Genomic DNA, 20,956 nt, shown 5'->3' with positions numbered 1-20,956 from the left:
GTCCGGAACCCGTTTCTCTCCTGCTCGCATCCGCTCGGATTGAACGGGCTTTGCAGCCCATTCAATCGGAGTCCGTATCAGCGGATGATGCGGGCCGGTTCGATGCCGGCGGCGCGCCGGGCGGGAATCAGGGCGGCCAGCAGGGTGGTGATCAGGCCGATGGCGTTCACGCCGATCAGGTCGCTGGCGCGCACCTCGACCGGGAGGCTGGTGATGAAGTACAGGTCGCCGGGCAGCGTGAAGGGCCGCACCGTGAAGTACGCGCTGATGCCCAGGCCCAGCACGTTGCCCAGCAGCAGGCCGCCCAGGCCCAGCGCGAGGCCCTCGAGCAGGAACACCTGCGTGATCAGGCGGCGGGTGGCGCCGATGGCGCGCAGGATGGCGATCTCCTGGGTCTTCTCGAACACGGCCAGCGTCAGGACGTTGGCGATGCCGAACGCCGCGACGACCACGATCAGCAGGACCACGAACCCGATGACCTTCTTCTGCAGCGCCAGCTGGTCGAGCAGGGTGCCGTACAGGCTCTGCCAGGGCAGCGGCGAGTACGGGCGGGTGCGGGTCAGGTCGTCCCCGACGGCGGGGGCGAGGTCCGGGTTGCGCAGGCGCAGCTGGTACCCGGTGATGTTGGTGGTGCCCTGGAGGGTCTGGAGGGTGCTCAGGTTCGTGAAGGCGTACGCGGAGTCGATCAGGTAGTTGCCGGTGGTGAACACGCCCCGGACGCTGAGGCTGGTGCGGCGCTGCGTGGAGTTCAGCAGGCGGACCTCGTCGCCGGTGAAGGCGCCGACGCTGCGGGCCAGGGCCGAGCCCAGGATCACCTCGCCGTCTTTCAGGGAGGCCAGGGCGGCGCGTTCGGCGGGCGGCAGGTCGAGCACGCGGGCGGCCTGCCCGGTCACGCCGAACAGCGTGGCGAAGTCCACCCCGGCGGCGCGGCCCTGCGTGGCGGGGCGGGTCAGCAGGCCCTTGTCGGCCAGGAAGGGCGTGAAGGCCAGGACGCGTGGGTCGGAGGCGGCGGCGCGTTCCAGTTCGCGGTCCGGGCCGGAGGCGTTGAAGGCCGTGACGCTCAGGTGGGGGCTGGCGCGCAGGGTGGCGTCCACCAGGGCGCGGGTGAAGCCGTTGGTGAGGCTCAGCGCGGCGATCAGGGCCATGACGCCCACGGCGATGCCGAGGATGGTCAGGACGTTCTGGGTGCGGCGGCGGCGCAGGTGGGCGCGGGCCAGGGACCATGCCAGCGAGCGGTCGGGGGCGGCGGGGCCGCGCTCGGGTGGGGTGGCCGGGGCTGAATTCATGCAAGGCGGAGGATACCAGAAGCGCCCGGAGGCTTCCGGGCCGGCGTGCGGGCAGATTGAAACCGGGCCCCGCTCGCGTGGAGGGGGCCCGGTCGGGTGCAGGGGGTCAGTGGGCGGGGATCAGCGGACGGCGGTGATGCGGATCTGGCGTGCGCCCCAGTTCAGGGCCTCGCTGCGGGTAGCCATCCAGATGTCGACCGAGTTGGTCTTGCGGGCGGCCATGGTGTCCTCGACGATGAAGACGCGGCCCTTGAGCATGTTGGTGTACTTGCCGCTCAGGTCCTCGATCATGACCTTGGTGCCGTAGGGGAAGGTGCGCAGCAGGTCGCGGGACAGGGCGACCACGCCGGGGCGGGTGCGGGTGCCGGTGGCCGTGATGAACGGCGTGGAGTCGGTCTGTCCGGGGACGCTGTTGTACGCGGTGGAGCGGGCGATGGCGGTCTTGCCGCGGATGGGCGTGAGCGCGACGGTATCGCTGGCGGCGCTGGCGCGGGCGACGGCCTCGGCGCGGACCTGCGCGGCGCTCTGGGCCTGGGTGGCGGCGGGTGCGGGGGCCGGGGTGGTGGCCAGGGCGTCGCGGACGGCGTCGGTGGCGACGGTGCTGGCGGGCAGGGCGGGGGTGGCGGCGGCCACTCCGGCGAGGCTGAACAGGACGGCGCGGGTCCAGCGGATCAGGGGTTGAAGCATGAGGTCTCCTGCGGAGGCGGGGCGGGTGGCCCGGCAGCATCCGGCGTTTTTCTGGTGGTGGATTCAAGTGCGGGTGCCAGCATGAAGGCTTTCCCGATCTCGAGAATGAGCGTACGGGGCCAGGATGGCAGCTTCCTGATAAATAGCCGTTTGTGATCTCATTCTAAAGATGATTTATTTCTTGATCGAGTTCAAAAAAAACAGAAAGCGCCCACAGAAAGGCGCTTTCTAAGATGAGACAAGTTCTAATGCTCTCATTTAGTTTCTCATAGAAATGTTCTGCGCAGGGCAGAATCTGGTAAAGACCACCACTCCCGACGACCTGGATTGGCCTCAATTAGTAAGCCAGATTACCCTGCCGGAGGACCGGACCGTGAGAGAACCCCGAAAGCACAGATGTACTGGCGGTCAATTCCGGACGCGCACTCATGAATGACTCATACGGACTGCCGTCTGTTTCGCTGGCAAGCCGGTGAGGTTCCGGTTTGCCAGCTCCAGGTCCGGCACCCGCCCAGCTCCTACACGCATCCACTCGGATTGAACGGCCGTGCAGGCCATTCAACCGGAGTCCGGATCAGTCGTCCTTGCTCTTGCCCGGCGCGGCCGCCCAGCCGGACAGGACGTCCGCCGAGATCTCCTTGAAGATCGGCGCGGCCAGCTGCGAACCGTGGTAATCGAGCCGGGCGCCGTGGACCATCACCGCGATCGTCACGCGCGGCGACTCGGCCGGGAAGAACCCACCGAACGTACTGTCGTAGATCGTCTTCGAGTACCGGCCGTTGGCGTCCACCGTCTGCGCCGTGCCGGTCTTGCCCGCCAGGTCGTAACCCTCGATGCCCGCCTTGGCGAAAATGCCCTCATTGATCACGTTCCGCAGCATCAGCCGCGTGGCGCGCGCCACCTCCGGACGGATCACGTTGCGGCGCTCCACCCCGCCGGCTCCCTCGACCAGACGGGGCGTCACGTACTGCCCGTCGTTCGCCAGGACGTTGAAGGCCGCCGCCAGTTGCAGGTTCGTGCTGCTCATGCCCTGCCCGAACGAGTTCGTGGCGCGCACCAGATCGTTCCAGCGGGCCAGGGGTTGCAGCGATCCGGTCGCGGCCGGCAGGTTCGGCAGGCTCATCTGCCGCCCGAACCCGTAGTCCTGAAGGTACCCGTACAGGTCCTCGGACGGGAAACGCTCGACGATGTGCGTCATGCCCACGTTGCTGCTGTACCGCAGGACGCCCTGGGTGTTCAGCGAGGACGGGTGAGCCACGGCGTCCCCGATGGTGCTGCCCCAGCGGCCCCCCACGAAGCGGCGCATGGGCGTGCTGTACACCGTGTCCGGCGTGGTCAGGCCCTCGTTCATGGCGGCGGCCACGACCAGCGGCTTGACGGTGGAGCCCGGCTCGAAGCGGGTCACGAACGGCCGGTTCAGCCAGACGTCCGGCTTGTAGCGGCGCCACTGGTTCGGGTCGAACGGCGGGTACGTCGCGGCGGCCAGCACGCGGCCCGTGCGGGTCTCCAGCACCACCACCGACCCGAATTCGCCCCGGTGCGCCGGAACGGCCCGCGCCAGCGCCGCCTCGGCCGACGCCTGCACCTGGGTGTCCAGCGTGAGTTTCAGGGTCTGCCCGGCGGCCAGCGAGTCGTTGTACGCCGCTTCCAGGCCCTCGAGGCCCTCGGTGGCGCCCATCATGCCGACCAGCTGCCCGGCGATCTGCCCCTGCGGGTACACCCGCTTGCCGTCGCGGCTCATGGCCAGCACCTTGCCGTCGGAGGTCACGATCTTGCCGCGCCCCTGCATCACCGAGCTGCGCACCGCCTGCGGCACGCCCCACTCCAGCTGCCCGTACGCCCAGACCAGCAGCAGGAACATCCCCAGGGCCAGCACCCGCATGAACGCCGAACGGTTCCGGATCTTCACTTCCACTGAACGCTCACCTCCACCCGGCGGGGCGCGGTCGGCGCGGCCGGCGCGGCCTTCACGCCCGCGATCTTCGCGGTTTCCTTGCGGGCGTCCGTGAACCGCTGCATGCCGTTCGCGAACGCCCAGTCCCTCAATCGCTGCGGGTTTTCCAGCATCTGCAGTTGCAGCGCCAGGTCGTCACGCTGGGTGGTCAGGGCCGCCTCGCGCGCCTGCGCCTCTTTCAGGTTCGGCCGGACCTGCTGGGTGGCGGCGCGGACCGTCACGAGCGCCAGCACCATCAGCAGGTAGATCAGCACGTACCGCACCGCCCGGCCCCGCCAGGTGGGCAGGCTGGTGTCCACCGTCAGGCGGCCCAGGCGCACCTCGCGCAGCGCCGCTCCCTTCCGGAACGGCAGGATCACGCGCTTCCCACCCGTTCGGCCGAGCGGAGTTTCGCGCTGCGGGCGCGCGGGTTGGTCGCCTGCTCGGCCTCGGAGGCGATCACGGGGCGCTTGGTCAGCGGCGACAGGACCTCGCTGCCCAGCAGGAAGCGTTTCACGATGCGGTCCTCCAGCGAGTGGAAGCTGATCACGGCCAGCCGCCCGCCGGGGGCCAGCAGCGTCTCGGCGGCCTGAAGACCGTCGCGCAGCGCGCCCAGTTCGTCGTTCACGTGGATACGCAGCGCCTGGAAGGTCCGCCGGGCCGGGTGGATGCCCTTGCTGAAGCCCGGATACGCCCGCTTGACGATGTCGGCCAGTTGCACGGTCGTCTCGATGGGCGCCTTCTCGCGGGCGTACACGATGCCCCGCGCGATCCGGCGCGACAGGCGGTCCTCGCCGTACTCGTAGATGATCGCGGCGATGTCCTCCTCGTCGTAGCTGTTCACCACGTCGGCGGCGCTCTCGCCGGACTGGCTCATGCGCATGTCCAGCGGCGCCTCGGTGTGGTACGAGAAGCCGCGCCCGGTGTCGTCGAGCTGAAAGGAACTCACGCCGATGTCCAGCAGGATGCCGTCCACCTGCGTGACGCCCGCGCCGGCCAGCAGCGCCACCATGTCGCGGTAGTTGCCCTGCAGGACGTGCAGGCCCGCGTGGTTCGCGGCGCGCGCCCGGTCGAGCGCGAAGGGGTCCTGGTCGATGCCGTACACGGTCGCGCCGGCTGCCAGCAGCAGCCCGGTGTGCCCGGCGCCGCCCAGCGTGCCGTCCACGAAGACCTTGCCGGGCGCGGGCGCCAGGGCCTGGATGACCTCGTCAGCCAGTACCGGCACGTGCGAGAGGCTCCCGGTGTCCTCGGCCGGGTCGGTGGGGAGCTCAGGGTGAATCGGTTCAGACGGAGCGTCAGGCTCCGGGGTCAGGCGGTTGGGGTGTTCGGTATCTGCATTCATGCTGTTCACGCCACGAAGTTCACGAGAAGGTCAGGGTTGGGCGGGTTGTCCTGCACGGCCGTGATGGCCGCCTCCCAGCGCGCCGGGTTCCACAGTTCCAGGCGGCCGGGTGCGCCCGCCACGATCACGTCGCTGTCCAGACCCGCGAAGGCCCGCAGGGTCTGCGGGACCGACACGCGGCTCTGGTTGTCCAGCCGGGCCTTGTTCGCGCCGGAGTAAAAGAAACGCACGAACGCCCGCGAGCCGGCGTCCGTGAGGGGAAGACCTTCGAGCTGCTCCTCGACACGCTTCCAGCTCGACACCGGAAACACGTACAGGCAGCCCTCCATGCCGCGCGTCAGGATCATGCCGTCCTCCACGAATTCACGAAAAGGCGGTGGAATGACCACACGCCCCTTGTCGTCGATGGTGTACGGGTACTCTCCGAACGGCAACGTCTCCCCTTTTCCCCACCCGTTCCCACCGGTCAGCCCGGCGGAACGTCAGGCAACGTTCAACCATGAACACGAACTAAACGCATTGAGGTTGATGCGGGGAGTGTAACAGTCCTCCCCACGAATTACCACCAATTCCCACCAGACCCCACAAATCGACCCCCAAGCCGGCCGTTTTCCCACCCCGGCCCCCCGGACACCGTTCCGGGGGTTCCCGGTCGCGGCCGGGTTCCCCGCAGGACACTTTCCCCGGACCCGCCGGACTAGCATCCGCGTATGCCTGCCCCCCACGCCCTGCGAAGCGGCGCGCTCCTGGCCGCCGCGGGCGTCGCGCTCGGCGCGTTCGGAGCCCACGCCCTGAAAGCCCAGCTGACGCCCGAAGCCCTGACGACCTTCGAGACCGGCGTGCGTTACCAGATGTACGCCGCGCTGGCCCTGATGATCCTGGGCACCCAGCCGGCCCAGATCCGCGCGCCCTGGCCGCTGCTGGCGGGCGCCGTGATCTTCAGCGGCAGCCTGTACCTGCTGACCCTGACCGGCGTGAAGATCCTGGGCGCCGTCACCCCCATCGGCGGCGTCCTGATGATCGCCGCGTTCGTGCTGGCCGCCCTGGACGCGAGGAAGGCGGCGTAGATCGCGGGCTGTGGGAACAGCACGCCCCACAGCCCACCACCTGAAGCAGGCCGCCTCCGGAAAACCGGGGCGGCCTGCTCGTACTGGTGCGGGGGAACTGTAAGCCGGGTTCTGTCCGTCACTCTCGTGACTGTTCGGCCATCTCTCTGGGACGCGCGTCGCCGCGCGCCTCAAGCGACCATCCTGGCGGTCATCGGGCGGGCCACCCTCGCGCACTGTCGGGTCTTGCACCGGATGGGGTTTACCAGACACCTCCGGTCTCCCGGAAGCCTGGTGCGCTCTTACCGCACCGTTTCACCCTGACCACCTGCCCGCCCGCGCCGGGGCTCCGCGTACTGAAACGTCAGCAGGTGGCGGTCTGGTTTCTGTGGCACTGTCCTTCGGCTTCGCCGCCACCCACGCGCAGGCGCGCGCCGCGGGCACTTGACTCGCCGACCAGCCGTTAGCTGGCATCCCTGCCCTGCGGTGCCCGGACTTTCCTCACCCAGACTCACGCCTGGGCGCGGCCGAACATTCCCCCGCAAGGACAGAGCATAGCAGGATGGGGTGTGGGCTGTGGGTTGCGGGAACGGCACTGCCTGTCAACCCACAGCCCCCTTACCCCCCTTTACCCCCAGCGTTTCTGGATGCGTTCCCACTCGCGGTCCCAGACGGCTGCCGGGACCTTCTCCGGGTGCAGCAGGTCCTGCAGGTCGCGCCCGTCGAGCTGCTGGTACTCGCCGACCTCCATGTTGCCCAGCCACAGGCCGCCCACGCGGTAGCGCAGCAGGCGCGTGACCGGGTGCCCGATCCCGTCGAGCATGCGCCGCACCTGCCGGTTGCGGCCCTCGCCGAGCGTCACGAACGCCCCGCCGCGCGCCGGGGTCGCCTGCAGGGCGCGGGCCGGACCGTCCTCCAGTTTCAGGGTGCCGTCCGTCAGGGGGTCCAGGTCCGCCTGGGTGGGGTCTTCCGGGCCGTCCGTCCAGGCGCGGTACGCCTTCTCGTGCCCGTAGCGGGGGTGGGTCATGGTCAGTGTCAGGTCGCCGTCGGTGGTCAGCAGCAGCAGCCCTTCGGAGTCGCGGTCCAGGCGGCCGACCGGGTGCAGGCCCGGAATGTTCGGCATGGCGTCCAGCACGTTGCGGCGGCCGTACTCGTCGCGGGCGGTCGTGACGTACCCGCGCGGTTTGTACAGCATGAACGTGACCTTCGGGACGCTCTCGGTCTCGATCAGCCGCCCGTCCACGCGGATGTCGTCCGCGTCGGTGACGGTGCGGCCCAGCACGGCGACCTCGCCGTTCACGGTCACGCGGCCCGCCTTGATCAGGTCCTCGACGGCGCGGCGCGAGGCGACCCCGGCGCGCGCGAGGCGTTTCTGGAGGCGTTCCCCGCCGGGACTGGTGGGGATGGGGTCGGGATGGTCAGCGGAACGGTCGGTCATAGGTGCCCCCGGCGGGATGGAAAGGAGAGGATGGCCAGCACGGCCAGGACGATCAGGAAGGCCGACAGGCCCAGCAGCAGCGAGCGCAGGCCCGGCGGCAGGGATTCGGCGCCGCGCAGCGCGGCGGGCAGCAGCGCGGCCACGCACAGCAGGTTCCCGCCGACCAGTCCGGCGACCTTCACGGCGTCCGGCCGGAAACTGGCCGCCACCTGAAAGGCCCCCCAGGCCAGCAGCAGCGCGCCGCTGCCGCGTGCCAGCCACAGCGGCGAGACGCCCAGCAGGGCCGCCACGCCCGGCGACAGGAAGTAGAGGTACAGGCCCAGCGGGATGAACAGCAGGGCGGTCAGCCAGAACGCGACGCGCAACACAGGACCCAGTCTACCCGCCCGGCTGAGCGGCGTCGCCCCGCGCAGTCCCGGCCGCCGGGGGGCGCTGCGGCGGGCTCCCGCACCTGCTACCCTCCCCCGTATGCCCGTGATTGCCGTGGACAAGCCGCTGAACCTGACCTCACACGATGTCGTGAACCGCGCGAGGCGGGCGCGCGGCACCAAGCGCGTGGGGCACACCGGCACGCTGGACCCGCTGGCGACCGGGGTACTGGTGCTGTGCGTGGACGACTCCACGAAGGTCGTGCAGTTCATGGAGGCCGACAGCAAGGACTACCTCGCATGGATCAGCCTGGGGGCCGGGACGCCCACCCTGGACGCCGAGGGGCCCGTGGAGGAGGTCGCGGACGTCTCCGGTTGGTTGACCCCGGACGCGAAGAGTCTTGATGACCTTCGCGAAACTCTCTACACGTTCACCGGGCCGCAGGCGCAGGTGCCGCCGCAGTACAGCGCGATTCAGGTGGGCGGCCAGCGGGCCTACGCGGTCGCCCGAGCCGGGGGCGCGCTGGACCTGCCTGCCCGGAACGTGACCATCCACTCGCTGGACCTGCTGGGCGTGTACCCCAGTGTGGACGCCGCGCCGCGCACCTTCGACCCGCAGGACTGGACCCCCGCTGAAACCGGCCACACCTTCACCCTGCCGCCCGCGCTGGGCGAGTTCCCGACCCTGCTGGTGCGCGCCAGCGTGGGCAGCGGCACGTACCTGCGCTCCCTGGCCCGCGACGTGGGCGCCGCACTCGGCGTGCCCGCGCACCTGGGCGGACTGGTCCGCACCCGCGTGGGCCGCTACGACCTGCGTGACGCCGTGACCGTGGACGACCTGCCCGGCGCGACCGGCATCCCCGACCTGGCCGCGCTGGACTTCCCCGTCATCGAGGCCGACGACCGCGTGGCCCGCGAACTCCGCCAGGGCAAACGCCCGGCACACACCGCGCAGGGCCGCCACGTCGTCACCCTCAGCGGCGAACTGGTGGCGGTCGTGGACGGCAACGGCGAGCAGCTGAAAGTCGTGCGCGCCTGGGCGTGAACGGTGCTTAGAGAGTGGGAAGTGGTGAGTAGGTCCAGCCCTCTCCACTTCCCACTCTCTGCAGCCCACTCTTTGCGGCCGAGATCAGTAGCCTGGCGCCACCTGCGGCTGCGCGAGGCCGATGCCTTCCAGCGCACCGGCGACCTGCACGAGGCGTTCGTCGTGCAGGGCAGGCGCAATGAACTGGATGCCGACCGGCAGGGGCGTGCCGTCCACCGTCTCGAAGCCGGCGGGGACACTCAGGGCCGGGAGGCCCGCGAGGTTGACGGCGACGGTGTCCACGTCGGCGGCGTACATGGCCAGCGGGTCGCTGGTCTTCTCGCCGCGCCGGAACGCCGGGAAGGGGCTGGTGGGCGTGACGAGCACGTCGAACTGCCCGAAGGCCTGCGTGAAGCGGTCGGCGATCAGGCGGCGGACCTTCATGGCCTTGCTGTAGTACGCGTCGTAGTAGCCGCTGCTCAGGGCGTACGTGCCGATCAGGATGCGGCGCTGCACTTCCGGGCCGAAGCCCTGCTCGCGGGTCAGGGTCATGGCCTCGGTCACGTCGCTGCCGGGGGCGCGCTGGCCGTACACCATGCCGTCGAAGCGGGCGAGGTTGCTGCTCGCCTCGGGCATGGCGATCAGGTAGTACGCGGCGATGGCGTAGCGCAGTTCCGGCAGGCTGACCTCGGCGACGGTCGCGCCCGCGCCGCGCAGGGCGTCCAGGGTGGCGTTCAGGGTCGCCTCGACGCCCGGCGTGTTCCCGGCGAGGCTCTCGGTGATCACGCCGACCCGCAGGCCGCGCAGGTCGTCGGGCGTCCCGGCGGTGAAGGCGGGCGGCGCGTGCAGGCTGGTGGCGTCCAGGGGGTCGTGCCCCGCGATGACGTTCATGACGAGCGCGAGGTCCTCGGCGCTGCGGGCGAACGGCCCGATCTGGTCGAGGCTGCTGGCGTACGCGATCAGGCCGGAGCGGCTGACCCGGCCGTAGGTGGGTTTCAGGCCGTACACGCCGGTGAACGCGGCGGGCTGGCGGACGCTGCCGCCGGTGTCGCTGCCCAGGCTGACGGCGCTCAGGCCGGCGGCGACCGCCACGGCGCTGCCGCCGCTGCTGCCGCCGGGCACGCGGGCCGGGTCGTGCGGGTTCAGGGTGGGGCCGTAGGCGCTGTTCTCGGTGGAGCTGCCCATGGCGAACTCGTCCATGTTGGCCTTGGCGACGATCACGGCGCCCGCCTGCACGAGCCGCGCGGCGGCCGTGGCGTCGTAGGGACTGACGTACCCGCGCAGGATGCGGCTGCCGCTGGTGGTGGCGGTGCCCGTCACGTTGATGTTGTCCTTGACGATCACCGGCACACCCGCGAGCGGCAGGGGCTCTCCAGCGTCCAGGCGGGCCTGCACCTGCGCGGCCTGCGCGGCGGCGTGCGGGTTGACGCTCAGGACGGCGTTCAGGTCACGGGCCGCCTCGATGCGGGCCAGGGTGGCGGCCGTCAGGTCCTGGGGGGTCGTGTCGCGCGACTGCACGGCGCGCGCCTGGGCGGCGGCGCTGCTGGTGGCGCTGGTGGGCGGGGTGGCGGGCACGGACATACCCGGTCAGTCTAGCGGCGCGGCCCGGTCCGGTACGCCCGGCCGTCTGAACCGCCCGGCCCACGACAGGGCGGGTGGGACGGCTCCCCTCACAGAACCGTCCCACCCTTTCTTTATCGCGTGCGCCCAGCTTCAACCCTGGAGCGCGGTGCGGTCACGCCTCAGCGCGTGCCGTAATCCTGCACCCAGTACGTGCCGTACCGGCTGCCGGGCTTGTAGACGTAGCCCACGCCGACCTCTTTCAGGGTCGGGTCCATCAGGGTCTTGCAGTGGCTGGGGCTGTCCAGCCAGCCCTGCGTGACGTTGGCCAGGGTGTACCCGGCGGCGATGTTCTCGGCCACGATCCGCCAGCCGGTGTACCCGGCCGCCTCGGCGCGCTGGGCGGGCTTGACGCCCTCCGGGGTGTCGTGGTCGAAGTACCCGCGGGCAGCCATGTCGGCCGCGTGGGCGCGGGCCGCGGCGGCCAGGTAGCCGTTCCAGGTGACGGGCGCGGCCGCTTCGAAGCGCTGGGTACCGCAGGTGCGGGGCACGGCGCGGGCCTCGTTGATCTCCCGCAGGATCTGGGCTTCCTCGGCGCCCATGGTCTGGCTGCCGGCGTCCTTCAGGCCGCTGCCCTGGTTGCCGGTGGTGGTGGTGCTGCCCACGGCGCTGGGGACGCTGGGGCCGGCGCCGCAGGAGGCGAGCAGCAGCGCGGCGGGGATCAGGAGGGTCAGGGGGTGGGGGAAGCTGGGCATGTGAGGTGTCCTTTTTCGCTGCCTGAATGGGTTCAGCGGTTGAAGTGCCCTCACCTTAGTCAGTGGTCCCTTTCAGGCGGCTCACGTACGGAGTCATGAACAGCCGCGCCCTGGATTGCCCCCATCCGGGGGGGGCACCCCAGGCCGGGCACGCCCCGCCCGGCCACCCGCACAGTGGGATTCTTGGTCGATCCAGACGCATTTTTCCCCATGCCCTGCCATTCTTGCGGGGGTGGGGGGTGGGGGGGTCAAATCAGCGACGACCCGTCGCGGAAACGGGTCGTCGGCAGCCTGAAGTGGGTTGTGACAGACAGCGGCGCCTGTCAGAGTTCTGTGACAATTCCGGCCAGGGTGGGCCGGGGCGGCGCGTCAGCGCATACGGTTCAGCGCGTGCGGTTCAGGCCCTCCTGGGCCAGCCGGTACGACGGACTGAGTTTCAGCGCCGCCTCGTAGTTCTCGCGGGCCTTCAGACGGTCCGGCGCGACCGCACCGGCGCCCCGCTCGTAACTCAGGCCCAGGTAATACAGGTACTCGGGGGTGTTGCTGCCCAGCGCGGCGGCGCGCGTCAGGTTCTCACGGGCGGCCTTCAGTTCGCCGCTGTCGAGGTTCAGGCGACCCAGGTAGTAGTAGAACTCCGGGTAGCGCAGCGGGTCGAGCGTGACCGCCTGGGTCAGCTGCGCACGCGCCGTCGCCGTGTCCTTGGCGAGGTAGCTGACCACGCCGTACTGCCCGACCGCGTAGGCGTTCTTCGGGGCCAGACGCGCCGCCTGGGCGGCCTCGGGGCGCGCGGCGGTCAGGTTGCCGCTCAGGGCCAGCAGCTTGGCGTAGTACGCACGGTTGTACGCGTCGCGCGGGTCCACGATCACGGCCTGCTGCAGGTAATCGAGCGCCTGCGGGATGTTCCCGGTCGCGTAGTACATGTCGCCCAGGTTGTACAGCAGGATCGAGTTGTCCGGGTTCAGCGTGGACGCCTGCCGGAACGCCTCGATGGCCTTCGTACCGTCGCCCTGCAACTTGTACACGTACCCGCGCTCGTTCCACACGCGGCTGAGCGGCACGTTCCGGGACGCGCCGGCCGGCGCCACGGCCTCCGCATCGGTCAGGACGCGCAGCGCCTCGTTCAGGTTGGAAGCGACGCTGGCGCGGTCCCCCGCCCCGATGTACTGCTGCACGTACGCCTGCGACAGCGAGATGTACGCGTCGAAGTTCCGGCTGTCGATGCTGATCAGGCGCCGGAGGGTCTCGATACCGGCGCTGTACAGGCGCAACTTCACCTGCGAGCGCCCCAGGCCGATCAGGGCGTCGGTGTTGCGCGGGTCGATCTCGGCGGCGGCGCGGTACGCCACGTACGCCTGATCGAACTGCCCCTGCTCGTAGTAGTACACGCCCACCGCGACGTAATTCGCGGCCGGAATGACGCGCGCCGGAGCGGTGGGAGCAGGCGCCGCCTGGGCAGGCTGGGCGGGCGCGGTCTGGGTGGGGGCCGTCTGGGCGACCGCGGCAGATGCCGCAGCGAGACCCAGGGTAATCATCAGGCCCAGCAGGCCAGAAACGGTCGTGCGTCGATTCACTCGAAAAACCTCCGTGGGGTCCGTCCGGGGCGGCTGCACCGGAAACGGCCACGCCCTGCCAGTATGTGGCGTGAGCGGATAATACGTGAGAACGAACACAGCGGGGGTGAAGCGGCTGTGAGACAGGGGGCCATCCATTCTGACAGTCTTCACGCCCGGCGTGACCGGCAGCTGACGCGCCCCCGCCCGGTCCGGCCACACTGCTCGCTGCTACAGTCGGCAGCATGAGCCTCCCCTCCCTCCGGCGCATCGGCCTGACCGGGTCCATCGGCGCGGGCAAGAGCACCGTCGCCGCCCTGCTGCGCGCACGCGGCCTGACCGTCCTGGACGCCGACGAGCAGGCCCGGCTGGTCACGCAGGACCCCGAGGTGCTGGCCCTGCTCGAAACCCGCTTTCCCGGCGTGGTCGCGGACGGCACCCTGGACCGCGCCGCCCTGGCCGCGCGGGTGTTCGGCGACCCCGCCGCCCTGGCAGACCTGAACGCCATCACGCACCCCCGCGTCCGGACACGCATGGCCGCCCTGGAAACGCAGGCCGCCGCACACGGCGCGCCGGCAGTCGTACAGGACATCCCGCTGCTGTTCGAGGGCAGCCTGGACGCCCAGATGGACGCCGTGATCGTCGTGGACGCCCCCCTGCCCCTGCGCGTGCAGCGCGTCATGACCCGCAGCAGCCTGACCGAAACCGAGGTGCTGGCCCGCGACGCCCGCCAGCTCCCCGCCGAGCAGAAACGCCAGCGCGCCACCGTCATCATCGACAACAGCGGCGACCACGCCCACCTCGAAGCTCAGGTGGACCGGGCGCTGCGCCAGCTGGGGCTGGATAATTGATGGCTGATGGTTGATGGCTGATGGCTGATGGTTGATGGCTGATGGCTGATGGCTGATGGCTGATGGCTGATGGCTGATGGTCAACAGCGTCTGCGGGACCCGGCTGCCCGTGTCAAGGCCGCCCGATCCCCACAGACCAGAGAAGGGGGCGGACCCGGCCTGCGAGTCCGCCCCCCTCTTCACTGTGGGGTTATGCCTTCTGGGCGTCCAGTGCGGCCTTGATGAAGGCGGCGAATGGGGGGCTGGGGCGCATGGGGCGGCTCTTGAATTCCGGGTGGGCCTGGAGGGCCACGAAGAAGGGATGGCCGGGAATCTCGATGGTTTCCACGAGGCCCGCGCCGCGTCCCTCGACGCCGGGGGTGACGCCGCTGATGACCAGTCCGGCGTCCTTGAGCTGCTGCGTGTAGGCGGGGTTCACCTCGAAGCGGTGGCGGTGGCGTTCGCGGACGGTGCCGCCCTGCGGAACGCCGTACAGTTCGGCGATCTTCGTGCCGGCCTGCAGGTCCATGGGCCAGTCGCCCAGGCGCATGGTGCCGCCCATCCCGGCCACTTCGAGCTGTTCGGGCATCAGGTCGATGACCTTGTGCGGGGCGTACTCGTCGAACTCGGCGCTGTTCGCGCCTTCCAGGCCGGCCTTGTGGCGGGCGTATTCGATCACGGCGATCTGCATGCCCAGGCAGATGCCCAGGTACGGGGTGCCGCTCTCGCGGGCGTGCTGCGCGGCGCGGATCTTGCCCTCGATGCCGCGGATGCCGAAGCCGCCGGGCACGAGGATGCCGTCGGCCTGCGCGAGTCTGGCCTGCACGTCCGCGTCGGTGACGCTGGGGTCGGCGAGGTCCTCGGCGTTCACCCACTGGATGTTCACGCGGGCGTCGTTGGCGATCCCGGCGTGCGTGAGGGACTCCATGAGGCTCAGGTACGCGTCGGGCATCGCGGTGTACTTCCCGGCGATGGCGATCGTGACTTCACGCGCGGGCTGCTTGATAGTCTTGACGGCGTTCTGCCACACGGCGAGGTTCGGGTGGATGCGTTCCAGGGACAGGATGTCCTCGACGGTCTTGCCCAGGCCCTGTTCCTCCAGCGCCAGGGGCACCTCGTACACGTGCGACACGTCAAAGCTGGAGAACACGCGGTTCTCGCGGACGCTGGTGAAGGCGGCGATCTTGCGGGTGATCTCGGCCGGGAGTTTCTCCTTGCTGCGGACCATGACGATGTCGGGACTGATGCCCACGGAGCGCAGTTCCGCGACCGAGTGCTGGGTGGGTTTGGTCTTGAACTCGTTGCTGGTGCCCAGGTAGGGCACGAGCGTCAGGTGCAGGTACAGGACGTTCTCGTCCCCCTCGTCGAACTTGAACTGCCGGATCGCTTCGAGGAACGGCAGCGATTCGATGTCGCCCACCGTGCCGCCCACCTCGATCAGGACGATCTCGGCCCCGGCGCGTTCACCGGCGGCGCGCACCCGGCGTTTGATCTCGTCCGTGACGTGCGGGATGACCTGCACGGTCTGCGACAGGTAATCCCCGGCGCGTTCCTTGCGGATGACCTCCTGGTACACCTGCCCGGTCGTGATGTTGCTGCCCGCCGGGATGTCCAGGTCCAGGAAGCGCTCGTAGTTGCCGATGTCCAGGTCGGTCTCGGCGCCGGACGCGGTGACGAAGCACTCGCCGTGCTCGTAGGGCCGCATGGTGCCCGCGTCGATGTTGATGTAGGGGTCGATCTTGACGGCCGTGACCTTGTAGCCGCGCGCACGCAGCAGCGCCCCGAGGGACGCGCTGGCCACGCCTTTACCGAGGCTGCTGACGACGCCGCCTGTAACGAAGATGTATTTCATGTCTGACCGCGAGCGCCCGCTCCACGTGGGACCACCCCACTACCAGGGAGCCAAAAAGAAAAACCGGGGCGCTCGGCCTCCGGGATTTGATGCTAGCACACCCAGGCAGGGGGGTCGCCCCGCGCGGCATACTGCCGGGCGTGAGGGCAGCTTGATCGCGTGGATTCTGGTGGGGGGCCGGCTGATGGATTCGCCGCTGCTGCAGGCGTTGCCGCGCCCGGCGCTGGTGGTCGCGGCGGACGGCGGGGCGCGGCACGCGGCGCTGCTGACCATGTGGGGCCTGGGCGCGCCGGTGGACGCCTGGGTGGGGGATTTCGACTCGTCGGCCGGAGTGTTCGTGGACGCGCCGCGCGAGGTCCACCCGGCCGCGAAGGACGAGACGGACGCGGAACTGGCGATCCGGGTGGCGCGCGAGCGGGGCGCGACCGAACTGGTGCTGCTGGGCGCGTTCGGCGGCCGTTTCGATCACGCGCTGGCGCTGGCGCTGCTGGCGGTGCGCCTGACGGAACGCGACGGGCTGCGCGTCACCCTGACCAGCGGGGACGAGTGGGGCTGGCCGCTGACCGCCGCCTCTCCCCTGTCGCTGGCCGTCGCGCCGGGCGCGACCCTGAGCGTGCTGGCCCTCTCGGACCTGCGGGGCCTGAGCCTGGGCGGCGTGCGCTGGCCGCTGGACAGCGCCGATATTCCGCTGGGCAGCGGCTGGACGGTCAGCAACGAGGTCCAGGGCGGCCCGGTGACCGCCTCGCTGCGCGGGGGCCACGCACTGCTGACCGCGCTGCCCACCCTGCCGGACTGATACGGACTGCCGTTTGTTTCGCCGACAATCCGGAACTTCACCGACCCTGCCAGCTCCACGTCCGGAGGGGCGTTTCTCCCCTTCTCTGCGGGGCAGCTCTCCGAGTCGCATCCGCTCGGACCCAGCGGGCTTTGCAGCCCATTCAATCGGAGTCCGTATGAACCGACGGCGGCGGGAGCACCCCGACCCGAACCGGAATGCCCCCGCCGCTGCTGCGTGTCTACTGGCTACGGCCTGAAACCCACCGCCCTCAGTTCGCGGGGCAGGCGTCCACGCCGGCGCGCGTGCCACGGGTGAAGCGGCAACCGTAGGTGGGCTCGGCGATGACGGCGGGGGTGGTCACGTCGTCCCCGGCGGGTCTGGCGCCGCCCGCCTCCCATTTCACGAGGTCGCCAAAGCCCTCGACGAGTTCGGCGGCCGTGAAGTCGCAGTGGCCGGGGGCGCGGACGGCGCGCTGCACGAGGCGGTCGCCGTTGCCGGCGGCGGTGGCGGCGGCGCGGTACAGCTGCTGGTGCCGGAAGGGCACGTAGAAGTCGCCGGTGGTGTGCAGGGTCAGGACCGGCACGCTGAATTCGCCGTTCACGCGCGGCAGGTACCGCACGCGGTCCGGCAGGGCCGGGTTGGGGTTCTGGGCGGGCGTGACGCGCAGGACGCTGGCGTTGAAGGCGACCTCGGCGGCGGTGGGGGTTGCGGCGGTCGTCCAGCGGTAGGTGGTGGTGGCGTTGCCGTAGGTGTTGCGGGGCAGGATGCCGGTCAGGGTGCCGTCCGAGCCGCCGGTACTCAGGACGGCGCCCTGGAGCGCGCCGACGCGGAAGCCCAGGTCGAACACGGGGCGGGGGCCGCCCGTGAGGTTGCGGGCGATCTCGCGGAGCTTGGCGCCCTGGGTGGCGTTCTCCTGCCACAGTGCGCCGCTGTACGAGCTGAAGCTGGCGTTCAGGATGTCCGGCAGCAGCGCCTTGAAGGTGTCGGTGCCCTGCGGGAAGGTCTTGGCTCCCAGTCCCGCGAGGTGCGCGGCGACCAGGGTGTAGTCGCCCAGCCACTGGAACTCGTACTCCTCGTCCATGACGCCGCACACGGGCATGGCGGCGGCGTAGGTGGTCCTGTTCTTCGCGGTCTGCGCGGTTTCCTTCTCGACGGCGGCAGCGGCGACGTGGCCGCCCATGCTGACGCCCATGATCAGCGTCTTGGTGGGCCGGGCGCGGCCAGTCAGGGCCGCGAAGGCGTTCGCCAGGGCGTTGGTGTCTTCCACGCCGGCCTGCACGTCGTAGTAGTTGGCGCTGTAGGAACTGGCGGCCCAGGCGTAGCCCAGGCTCAGCCAGTAGTCGCGCAGCGGGGGGGTCTGCACGCGCAGTTCCGGGCCGTCCCCGGCGTACCCGTGGGTGTACATGACAAGCTGTCCGTTCCAGGTGGCGGGCACCTCGATGGCGTAGGCGGCCTCGCCGCGCAGGCCCGGCATCTTGCCCTGGTAGAGTTGCGCGCCGGTCCGGGCGGTCAGGGCAGGCGTGACGGCCGTGAAGGTGCGGGTGTCCTGCGTGCGCGTCTCGGCGGGCGTGGGCGTGCGGGAGCAGGCGGCGAGGGCCAGGGCCGCGAGCAGACTGACGGTCAGGGAACGCATCATGATGGAACCTCCGGGGTGGGGTGTGGATTGTGAGAGTGCCGGCCCATGATAGCGCCCGCGCGGGCGGAACCATCCGGGGATCACCTGCGTACCTGGGAGCATGAAAAGGACGGAAGCAGGTCAGTCGGGAGCCGACGCGTGAGGCAGGGTCGGGGACTGGGGTGCGGCTGCCTGGGCTGCGGGGGCGGGACGCTGCTGGTCCTGGCGTTACTGGGGGGACTGGCGTGGTTCCTGGTGGTGCAGCCGGCGCGGGCCTTCCTGGCGAACTGGCAGCCGCCCGCCACGCAGAGCCAGCCCCAGACGGATCAGACGCAGCCGGCCGGGACGGACACCCCCGGCACGGCCGCGCCGCTCACGCGGGCAGAGGTTCAGCAGTTCGTGCGGGTGCGCCGCAAGGTGAGCGCCGCGATGGGCAGTTCGTTCACGGGCGTGCAGCAGGTCTGGACCGACATTCAGAACGGGCAGAACCCGAACCTGTTGCAGATGATGGCGGTCCTGCGGGACGCGGGCAGCAGCGTGGGAGCGGCACGTCAGGCGCAGTCGGCGGCGCTGGCGGCCGAGGGGATGACGCCGGAACGGTACGCGCAGGTCCGTTCGGGCGTGAACCGCGCGCTGGGCCTGCCGAACATTGATTTCGCGCAGGCGGCGCAGGCCCTTCAGAGCGGGCAGTTGCCGGACCTGAGCCGCGACGTGCAGACCGGCACCGCGCAGGAGCGGGCGCTGGTACAGCCCTTCCAGCGCGAGCTGACCGACACGGTCGCACTGGGGCTGCTGGGGCTGTAAAACGGACTGCCGTTTGTTTCGCTCGGACCCAGCGGGCTTTGCAGCCCATTCAATCGGAGTCCGTACGACTCGGGCGGGCCGGCGGCGGGAATAGAGGCTCCGTTCCCGCCGCCGACCTTCATGATTCGTTGAAGTTCACGCGGCGGCCCGGTGCGGGTGGGCGTTGTGTGTGCGCGCTGCCGCACTTGCCTCACGGGCCTCCGATAAGGTGAGCGTCATGAAGACCGAGTTTATGTCTGCCGTCCAGTCCGCGCCGACCGCGCAGTCCGAGGCGCTGTTCGCGCGGGCGCGCGCCGTCACGCCCGGCGGGGTGAACAGCCCGGTGCGGGCCTTCCGCAGCGTGGGCGGCACGCCGCGCTTTATTGCCAGCGCGCAGGGCGCGTACCTGACGGACGCGGACGGCACCCGTTACCTGGATTACATCGGGTCGTGGGGGCCGATGATCCTGGGCCACAACCTGCCCGCCGTGCGCGAGGCGGTCGCGGACGCCCTGCAGTTCGGCACGAGTTTCGGCGCGCCCGGCGAGCGTGAGGTGCTGCTGGCCGAGCAGGTCACGCGCCTGACCGGCGTGGACCGCGTGCGGTTCGTCAGTAGCGGCACCGAGGCGACCATGAGTGCGCTGCGGCTGGCGCGCGGCGCGACAGGCCGCAAATTCATCCTGAAGTTCCGGGGGAACTACCACGGGCACGCGGACGGCCTGCTCGTCGAGGCCGGCAGCGGCCTGATGACGAACGAGGGGCACCTGGGCGCGGCGGCTCCCAGCAGCGCGGGCGTGCCCGAGGAGTACGCGCGCCTGACACTGGTCAGCGAGTACAACGACCCGCAGGCGCTCGACGCCCTGATGGCCGAGCGGGGGCACGAACTGGCGGCCGTGATCTTCGAGCCGGTCGTGGGGAACGCCGGGGTGCTGGTGCCCACGCCGGAATTCCTGGCGGCGCTGCACCGCGTCAGGGAGCACGGCACCCTGCTGATCGCCGATGAGGTCATGACCGGGTTCCGCCTGTCGCTGCGCGGCGCGACCGGCCTGCTGGGCCTGCAACCGGACCTGATCTGCTGGGGCAAGATCATCGGCGGGGGCCTGCCGGTCGGCGCGTACGGCGGCCGGGCCGACGTGATGGATTTCGTGTCCCCGCAGGGACCGGTGTACCAGGCGGGTACGCTCAGCGGGAACCCGCTGGCGATGGCGGCGGGCCTCGCGACCCTGACGGCGCTGGAGAACACCCCGGACCTGTACGCGCGGCTGGACGCCTACACGGCGCAGCTCGCCTCGGGCCTGAAGTCGGCGGCGCAGACGGCGGGCGTGCCGGTCAGCGTGAACCGGGTGGGCAGTATGCTCACGGCGTTCCATCAGGACGTCCCGGATGGCAGCGTGCGCACGTACACCGACGCGGCCCGCAGCGACACGGCCGCCTTCGCCCGCTGGTTCCAGGGGATGCTGGCGCGCGGCGTGTACTGGGCGCCCAGCCAGTTCGAGAGCATCTTCGTGAGCGGCGCGCACGGCGACGCGGAACTGAACGCCACGCTGGAAGCCGCGCAGGCCGCGTACCGGGATCTCGGTGGCCGTGACCTGGGCGCGCATGAACAGGGAGGCGGCGCATGACCCTCCTGACGCAGACGACGCAGATCGTGAACGTCCTGAGCACCCACAAGGTGATCGCGGTGGTCGGCTTCCACCATGACAGCGTGAAACCCGCGTACTACGTCCCGGAGTACATGCACCGCCAGGGGTACACCATCCTTCCCGTGAACCCGGCGCTGGCCGCGCGCGGCGAGAGTTACTTCGGGCACCGCGCGGTATCCACCCTCGCCGAGATCGGCGTGCCGGTAGACATCGTGGACATCTTCCGCCGCAGCGACAAGGTGAGGTTGCACGTGCCGGACATCCTGGCCATGACGCCGCCCCCGAAAGTCGTGTGGATGCAACTGGGCATCCGCGACGACGCCGTGGCCGCCGAGCTGAGCGGTCACGGCATCGACGTGGTGCAGGACCGCTGCCTGCTCGCGGATCACCGCGCGCTGCTGTGATACGGATTCCGTCTGTTTCGCCGACCATCCGGAACTTCACCGGATGGCCAACTCCACGCCCGG

Annotated in this window: 20 protein-coding genes and 1 other RNA gene; 7 read left to right on the top strand and 14 right to left on the bottom strand. The window is 70.3% G+C overall.

Features of this window, described 5'->3' with window-relative positions; translation table 11 throughout:
* Window positions 1-77: 77 nt before the first annotated feature.
* The 6 genes from CBQ26_RS16225 to mraZ form a co-directional block, all read right to left on the bottom strand.
* Complete coding sequence (locus CBQ26_RS16225; RefSeq protein ID WP_088249678.1) at window positions 78-1,286, bottom strand: ABC transporter permease; 1,209 nt, start codon at window positions 1,284-1,286, stop codon at window positions 78-80.
* A gap of 120 nt (window positions 1,287-1,406) precedes the next feature.
* Window positions 1,407-1,973: a 3D domain-containing protein gene (locus tag CBQ26_RS16220; protein ID WP_088249677.1), complete on the bottom strand. Its 567-nt coding sequence runs from the start codon at window positions 1,971-1,973 to the stop codon at window positions 1,407-1,409.
* A gap of 574 nt (window positions 1,974-2,547) precedes the next feature.
* On the bottom strand, window positions 2,548-3,888 hold the full coding sequence (locus CBQ26_RS16215; protein WP_088249676.1) for a peptidoglycan D,D-transpeptidase FtsI family protein: 1,341 nt from the start codon (window positions 3,886-3,888) through the stop codon (window positions 2,548-2,550).
* Window positions 3,879-4,286, bottom strand: a complete 408-nt coding sequence (locus tag CBQ26_RS16210; protein WP_229843936.1) for a hypothetical protein — start codon at window positions 4,284-4,286, stop codon at window positions 3,879-3,881. Before CBQ26_RS16210 ends, CBQ26_RS16215 begins: the two co-directional genes overlap by 10 nt.
* Window positions 4,283-5,248, bottom strand: a complete 966-nt coding sequence (rsmH, locus tag CBQ26_RS16205; RefSeq protein ID WP_088249737.1) for a 16S rRNA (cytosine(1402)-N(4))-methyltransferase RsmH — start codon at window positions 5,246-5,248, stop codon at window positions 4,283-4,285. The genes CBQ26_RS16210 and rsmH overlap by 4 nt, the downstream gene beginning before the upstream one ends.
* 5 nt (window positions 5,249-5,253) lie before the next feature.
* A complete protein-coding gene (mraZ, locus tag CBQ26_RS16200) occupies window positions 5,254-5,682 on the bottom strand; it encodes a division/cell wall cluster transcriptional repressor MraZ (protein WP_088249675.1) in 429 nt (142 codons plus the stop codon).
* 276 nt (window positions 5,683-5,958) lie between these two features.
* On the opposite strand from mraZ, the gene CBQ26_RS16195 reads away from it, so the two are divergent.
* Entirely contained in the window at window positions 5,959-6,315 is a 357-nt protein-coding gene (locus CBQ26_RS16195) for a DUF423 domain-containing protein (protein ID WP_088249674.1), read from the top strand.
* Window positions 6,316-6,399: 84 nt separating this feature from the next.
* Here CBQ26_RS16195 and rnpB read toward each other — a convergent pair.
* The 3 genes from rnpB to CBQ26_RS16180 all read right to left on the bottom strand — a co-directional run bounded on the left by rnpB (window position 6,400) and on the right by CBQ26_RS16180 (window position 8,100).
* Window positions 6,400-6,837: RNase P RNA component class A (gene rnpB, locus CBQ26_RS16190), an RNA gene on the bottom strand.
* 85 nt (window positions 6,838-6,922) lie between these two features.
* Window positions 6,923-7,732, bottom strand: coding sequence for a pseudouridine synthase (locus CBQ26_RS16185; protein WP_088249673.1), 810 nt, complete (start codon window positions 7,730-7,732; stop codon window positions 6,923-6,925).
* Window positions 7,729-8,100, bottom strand: coding sequence for a hypothetical protein (locus CBQ26_RS16180; protein ID WP_088249672.1), 372 nt, complete (start codon window positions 8,098-8,100; stop codon window positions 7,729-7,731). Before CBQ26_RS16180 ends, CBQ26_RS16185 begins: the two co-directional genes overlap by 4 nt.
* A 100-nt stretch (window positions 8,101-8,200) precedes the next feature.
* Between CBQ26_RS16180 and truB the strand changes: the two genes are divergently transcribed.
* On the top strand, window positions 8,201-9,145 hold the full coding sequence (truB, locus tag CBQ26_RS16175) for a tRNA pseudouridine(55) synthase TruB (protein ID WP_088249671.1): 945 nt from the start codon (window positions 8,201-8,203) through the stop codon (window positions 9,143-9,145).
* An 84-nt stretch (window positions 9,146-9,229) separates the two neighbouring features.
* Here the strand turns inward: truB and gatA are convergent, their stop codons facing one another.
* From gatA to CBQ26_RS16160, 3 genes are all read right to left on the bottom strand, one after another.
* A complete protein-coding gene (gene gatA / locus CBQ26_RS16170; RefSeq protein WP_088249670.1) occupies window positions 9,230-10,705 on the bottom strand; it encodes an Asp-tRNA(Asn)/Glu-tRNA(Gln) amidotransferase subunit GatA in 1,476 nt (491 codons plus the stop codon).
* A gap of 161 nt (window positions 10,706-10,866) precedes the next feature.
* Entirely contained in the window at window positions 10,867-11,439 is a 573-nt protein-coding gene (locus tag CBQ26_RS16165) for a CAP domain-containing protein (RefSeq protein ID WP_088249669.1), read from the bottom strand.
* A 383-nt stretch (window positions 11,440-11,822) separates the two neighbouring features.
* The gene (locus tag CBQ26_RS16160) at window positions 11,823-13,010 is read right to left on the bottom strand and encodes a tetratricopeptide repeat protein (RefSeq protein WP_229843935.1); all 1,188 of its coding nucleotides are present in this window, start codon (window positions 13,008-13,010) and stop codon (window positions 11,823-11,825) included.
* Between the two features lie 224 nt (window positions 13,011-13,234).
* Here CBQ26_RS16160 and coaE point away from each other — a divergent pair, with 224 nt between their 5' ends.
* Window positions 13,235-13,840, top strand: coding sequence for a dephospho-CoA kinase (gene coaE / locus CBQ26_RS16155; RefSeq protein WP_088249667.1), 606 nt, complete (start codon window positions 13,235-13,237; stop codon window positions 13,838-13,840).
* A 190-nt stretch (window positions 13,841-14,030) separates the two neighbouring features.
* On the opposite strand, the gene CBQ26_RS16150 is transcribed toward coaE, so the two are convergent.
* The gene (locus tag CBQ26_RS16150) at window positions 14,031-15,671 is read right to left on the bottom strand and encodes a CTP synthase (RefSeq protein WP_088249666.1); all 1,641 of its coding nucleotides are present in this window, start codon (window positions 15,669-15,671) and stop codon (window positions 14,031-14,033) included.
* A 151-nt stretch (window positions 15,672-15,822) separates the two neighbouring features.
* Here CBQ26_RS16150 and CBQ26_RS16145 point away from each other — a divergent pair, with 151 nt between their 5' ends.
* Entirely contained in the window at window positions 15,823-16,467 is a 645-nt protein-coding gene (locus CBQ26_RS16145; protein WP_088249665.1) for a thiamine diphosphokinase, read from the top strand.
* 250 nt (window positions 16,468-16,717) lie between these two features.
* Here CBQ26_RS16145 and CBQ26_RS16140 read toward each other — a convergent pair whose 3' ends face one another.
* Window positions 16,718-18,085 (bottom strand): alpha/beta hydrolase, encoded by a 1,368-nt coding sequence (locus CBQ26_RS16140; protein WP_088249664.1) that lies wholly within the window; start codon window positions 18,083-18,085, stop codon window positions 16,718-16,720.
* 138 nt (window positions 18,086-18,223) lie between these two features.
* Here CBQ26_RS16140 and CBQ26_RS16135 point away from each other — a divergent pair, with 138 nt between their 5' ends.
* The 3 genes from CBQ26_RS16135 to CBQ26_RS16125 all read left to right on the top strand — a co-directional run bounded on the left by CBQ26_RS16135 (window position 18,224) and on the right by CBQ26_RS16125 (window position 20,893).
* On the top strand, window positions 18,224-18,868 hold the full coding sequence (locus tag CBQ26_RS16135) for a hypothetical protein (protein WP_088249663.1): 645 nt from the start codon (window positions 18,224-18,226) through the stop codon (window positions 18,866-18,868).
* 217 nt (window positions 18,869-19,085) lie between these two features.
* On the top strand, window positions 19,086-20,468 hold the full coding sequence (hemL, locus tag CBQ26_RS16130; protein WP_088249736.1) for a glutamate-1-semialdehyde 2,1-aminomutase: 1,383 nt from the start codon (window positions 19,086-19,088) through the stop codon (window positions 20,466-20,468).
* Window positions 20,465-20,893: a CoA-binding protein gene (locus tag CBQ26_RS16125; protein ID WP_088249662.1), complete on the top strand. Its 429-nt coding sequence runs from the start codon at window positions 20,465-20,467 to the stop codon at window positions 20,891-20,893. The genes hemL and CBQ26_RS16125 overlap by 4 nt, the downstream gene beginning before the upstream one ends.
* Window positions 20,894-20,956 lie beyond the last annotated feature (63 nt).

The sequence above is a fragment of the Deinococcus indicus genome (assembly GCF_002198095.1).
Taxonomy (GTDB): Bacteria; Deinococcota; Deinococci; order Deinococcales; family Deinococcaceae; genus Deinococcus; species Deinococcus caeni.
The sequence above is the reverse complement of the archived record's forward strand: the minus strand, read 5'-3'. Positions and strand labels throughout refer to the sequence as shown.

What these genes read in the sequence shown, in the direction of transcription:
- CBQ26_RS16225 (WP_088249678.1), bottom strand. Translation starts at nt 1,286, where the DNA reads ATGAATTCAGCCCCGGCCACCCCACCCGAGCGCGGCCCCGCCGCCCCC.
- CBQ26_RS16220 (WP_088249677.1), bottom strand. Translation starts at nt 1,973, where the DNA reads ATGCTTCAACCCCTGATCCGCTGGACCCGCGCCGTCCTGTTCAGCCTC.
- rsmH (WP_088249737.1), bottom strand. Translation starts at nt 5,248, where the DNA reads ATGAATGCAGATACCGAACACCCCAACCGCCTGACCCCGGAGCCTGAC.
- CBQ26_RS16195 (WP_088249674.1), top strand. Translation starts at nt 5,959, where the DNA reads ATGCCTGCCCCCCACGCCCTGCGAAGCGGCGCGCTCCTGGCCGCCGCG.
- CBQ26_RS16185 (WP_088249673.1), bottom strand. Translation starts at nt 7,732, where the DNA reads ATGACCGACCGTTCCGCTGACCATCCCGACCCCATCCCCACCAGTCCC.
- truB (WP_088249671.1), top strand. Translation starts at nt 8,201, where the DNA reads ATGCCCGTGATTGCCGTGGACAAGCCGCTGAACCTGACCTCACACGAT.
- gatA (WP_088249670.1), bottom strand. Translation starts at nt 10,705, where the DNA reads ATGTCCGTGCCCGCCACCCCGCCCACCAGCGCCACCAGCAGCGCCGCC.
- CBQ26_RS16165 (WP_088249669.1), bottom strand. Translation starts at nt 11,439, where the DNA reads ATGCCCAGCTTCCCCCACCCCCTGACCCTCCTGATCCCCGCCGCGCTG.
- coaE (WP_088249667.1), top strand. Translation starts at nt 13,235, where the DNA reads ATGAGCCTCCCCTCCCTCCGGCGCATCGGCCTGACCGGGTCCATCGGC.
- CBQ26_RS16150 (WP_088249666.1), bottom strand. Translation starts at nt 15,671, where the DNA reads ATGAAATACATCTTCGTTACAGGCGGCGTCGTCAGCAGCCTCGGTAAA.
- CBQ26_RS16140 (WP_088249664.1), bottom strand. Translation starts at nt 18,085, where the DNA reads ATGATGCGTTCCCTGACCGTCAGTCTGCTCGCGGCCCTGGCCCTCGCC.
- hemL (WP_088249736.1), top strand. Translation starts at nt 19,086, where the DNA reads ATGAAGACCGAGTTTATGTCTGCCGTCCAGTCCGCGCCGACCGCGCAG.
- CBQ26_RS16125 (WP_088249662.1), top strand. Translation starts at nt 20,465, where the DNA reads ATGACCCTCCTGACGCAGACGACGCAGATCGTGAACGTCCTGAGCACC.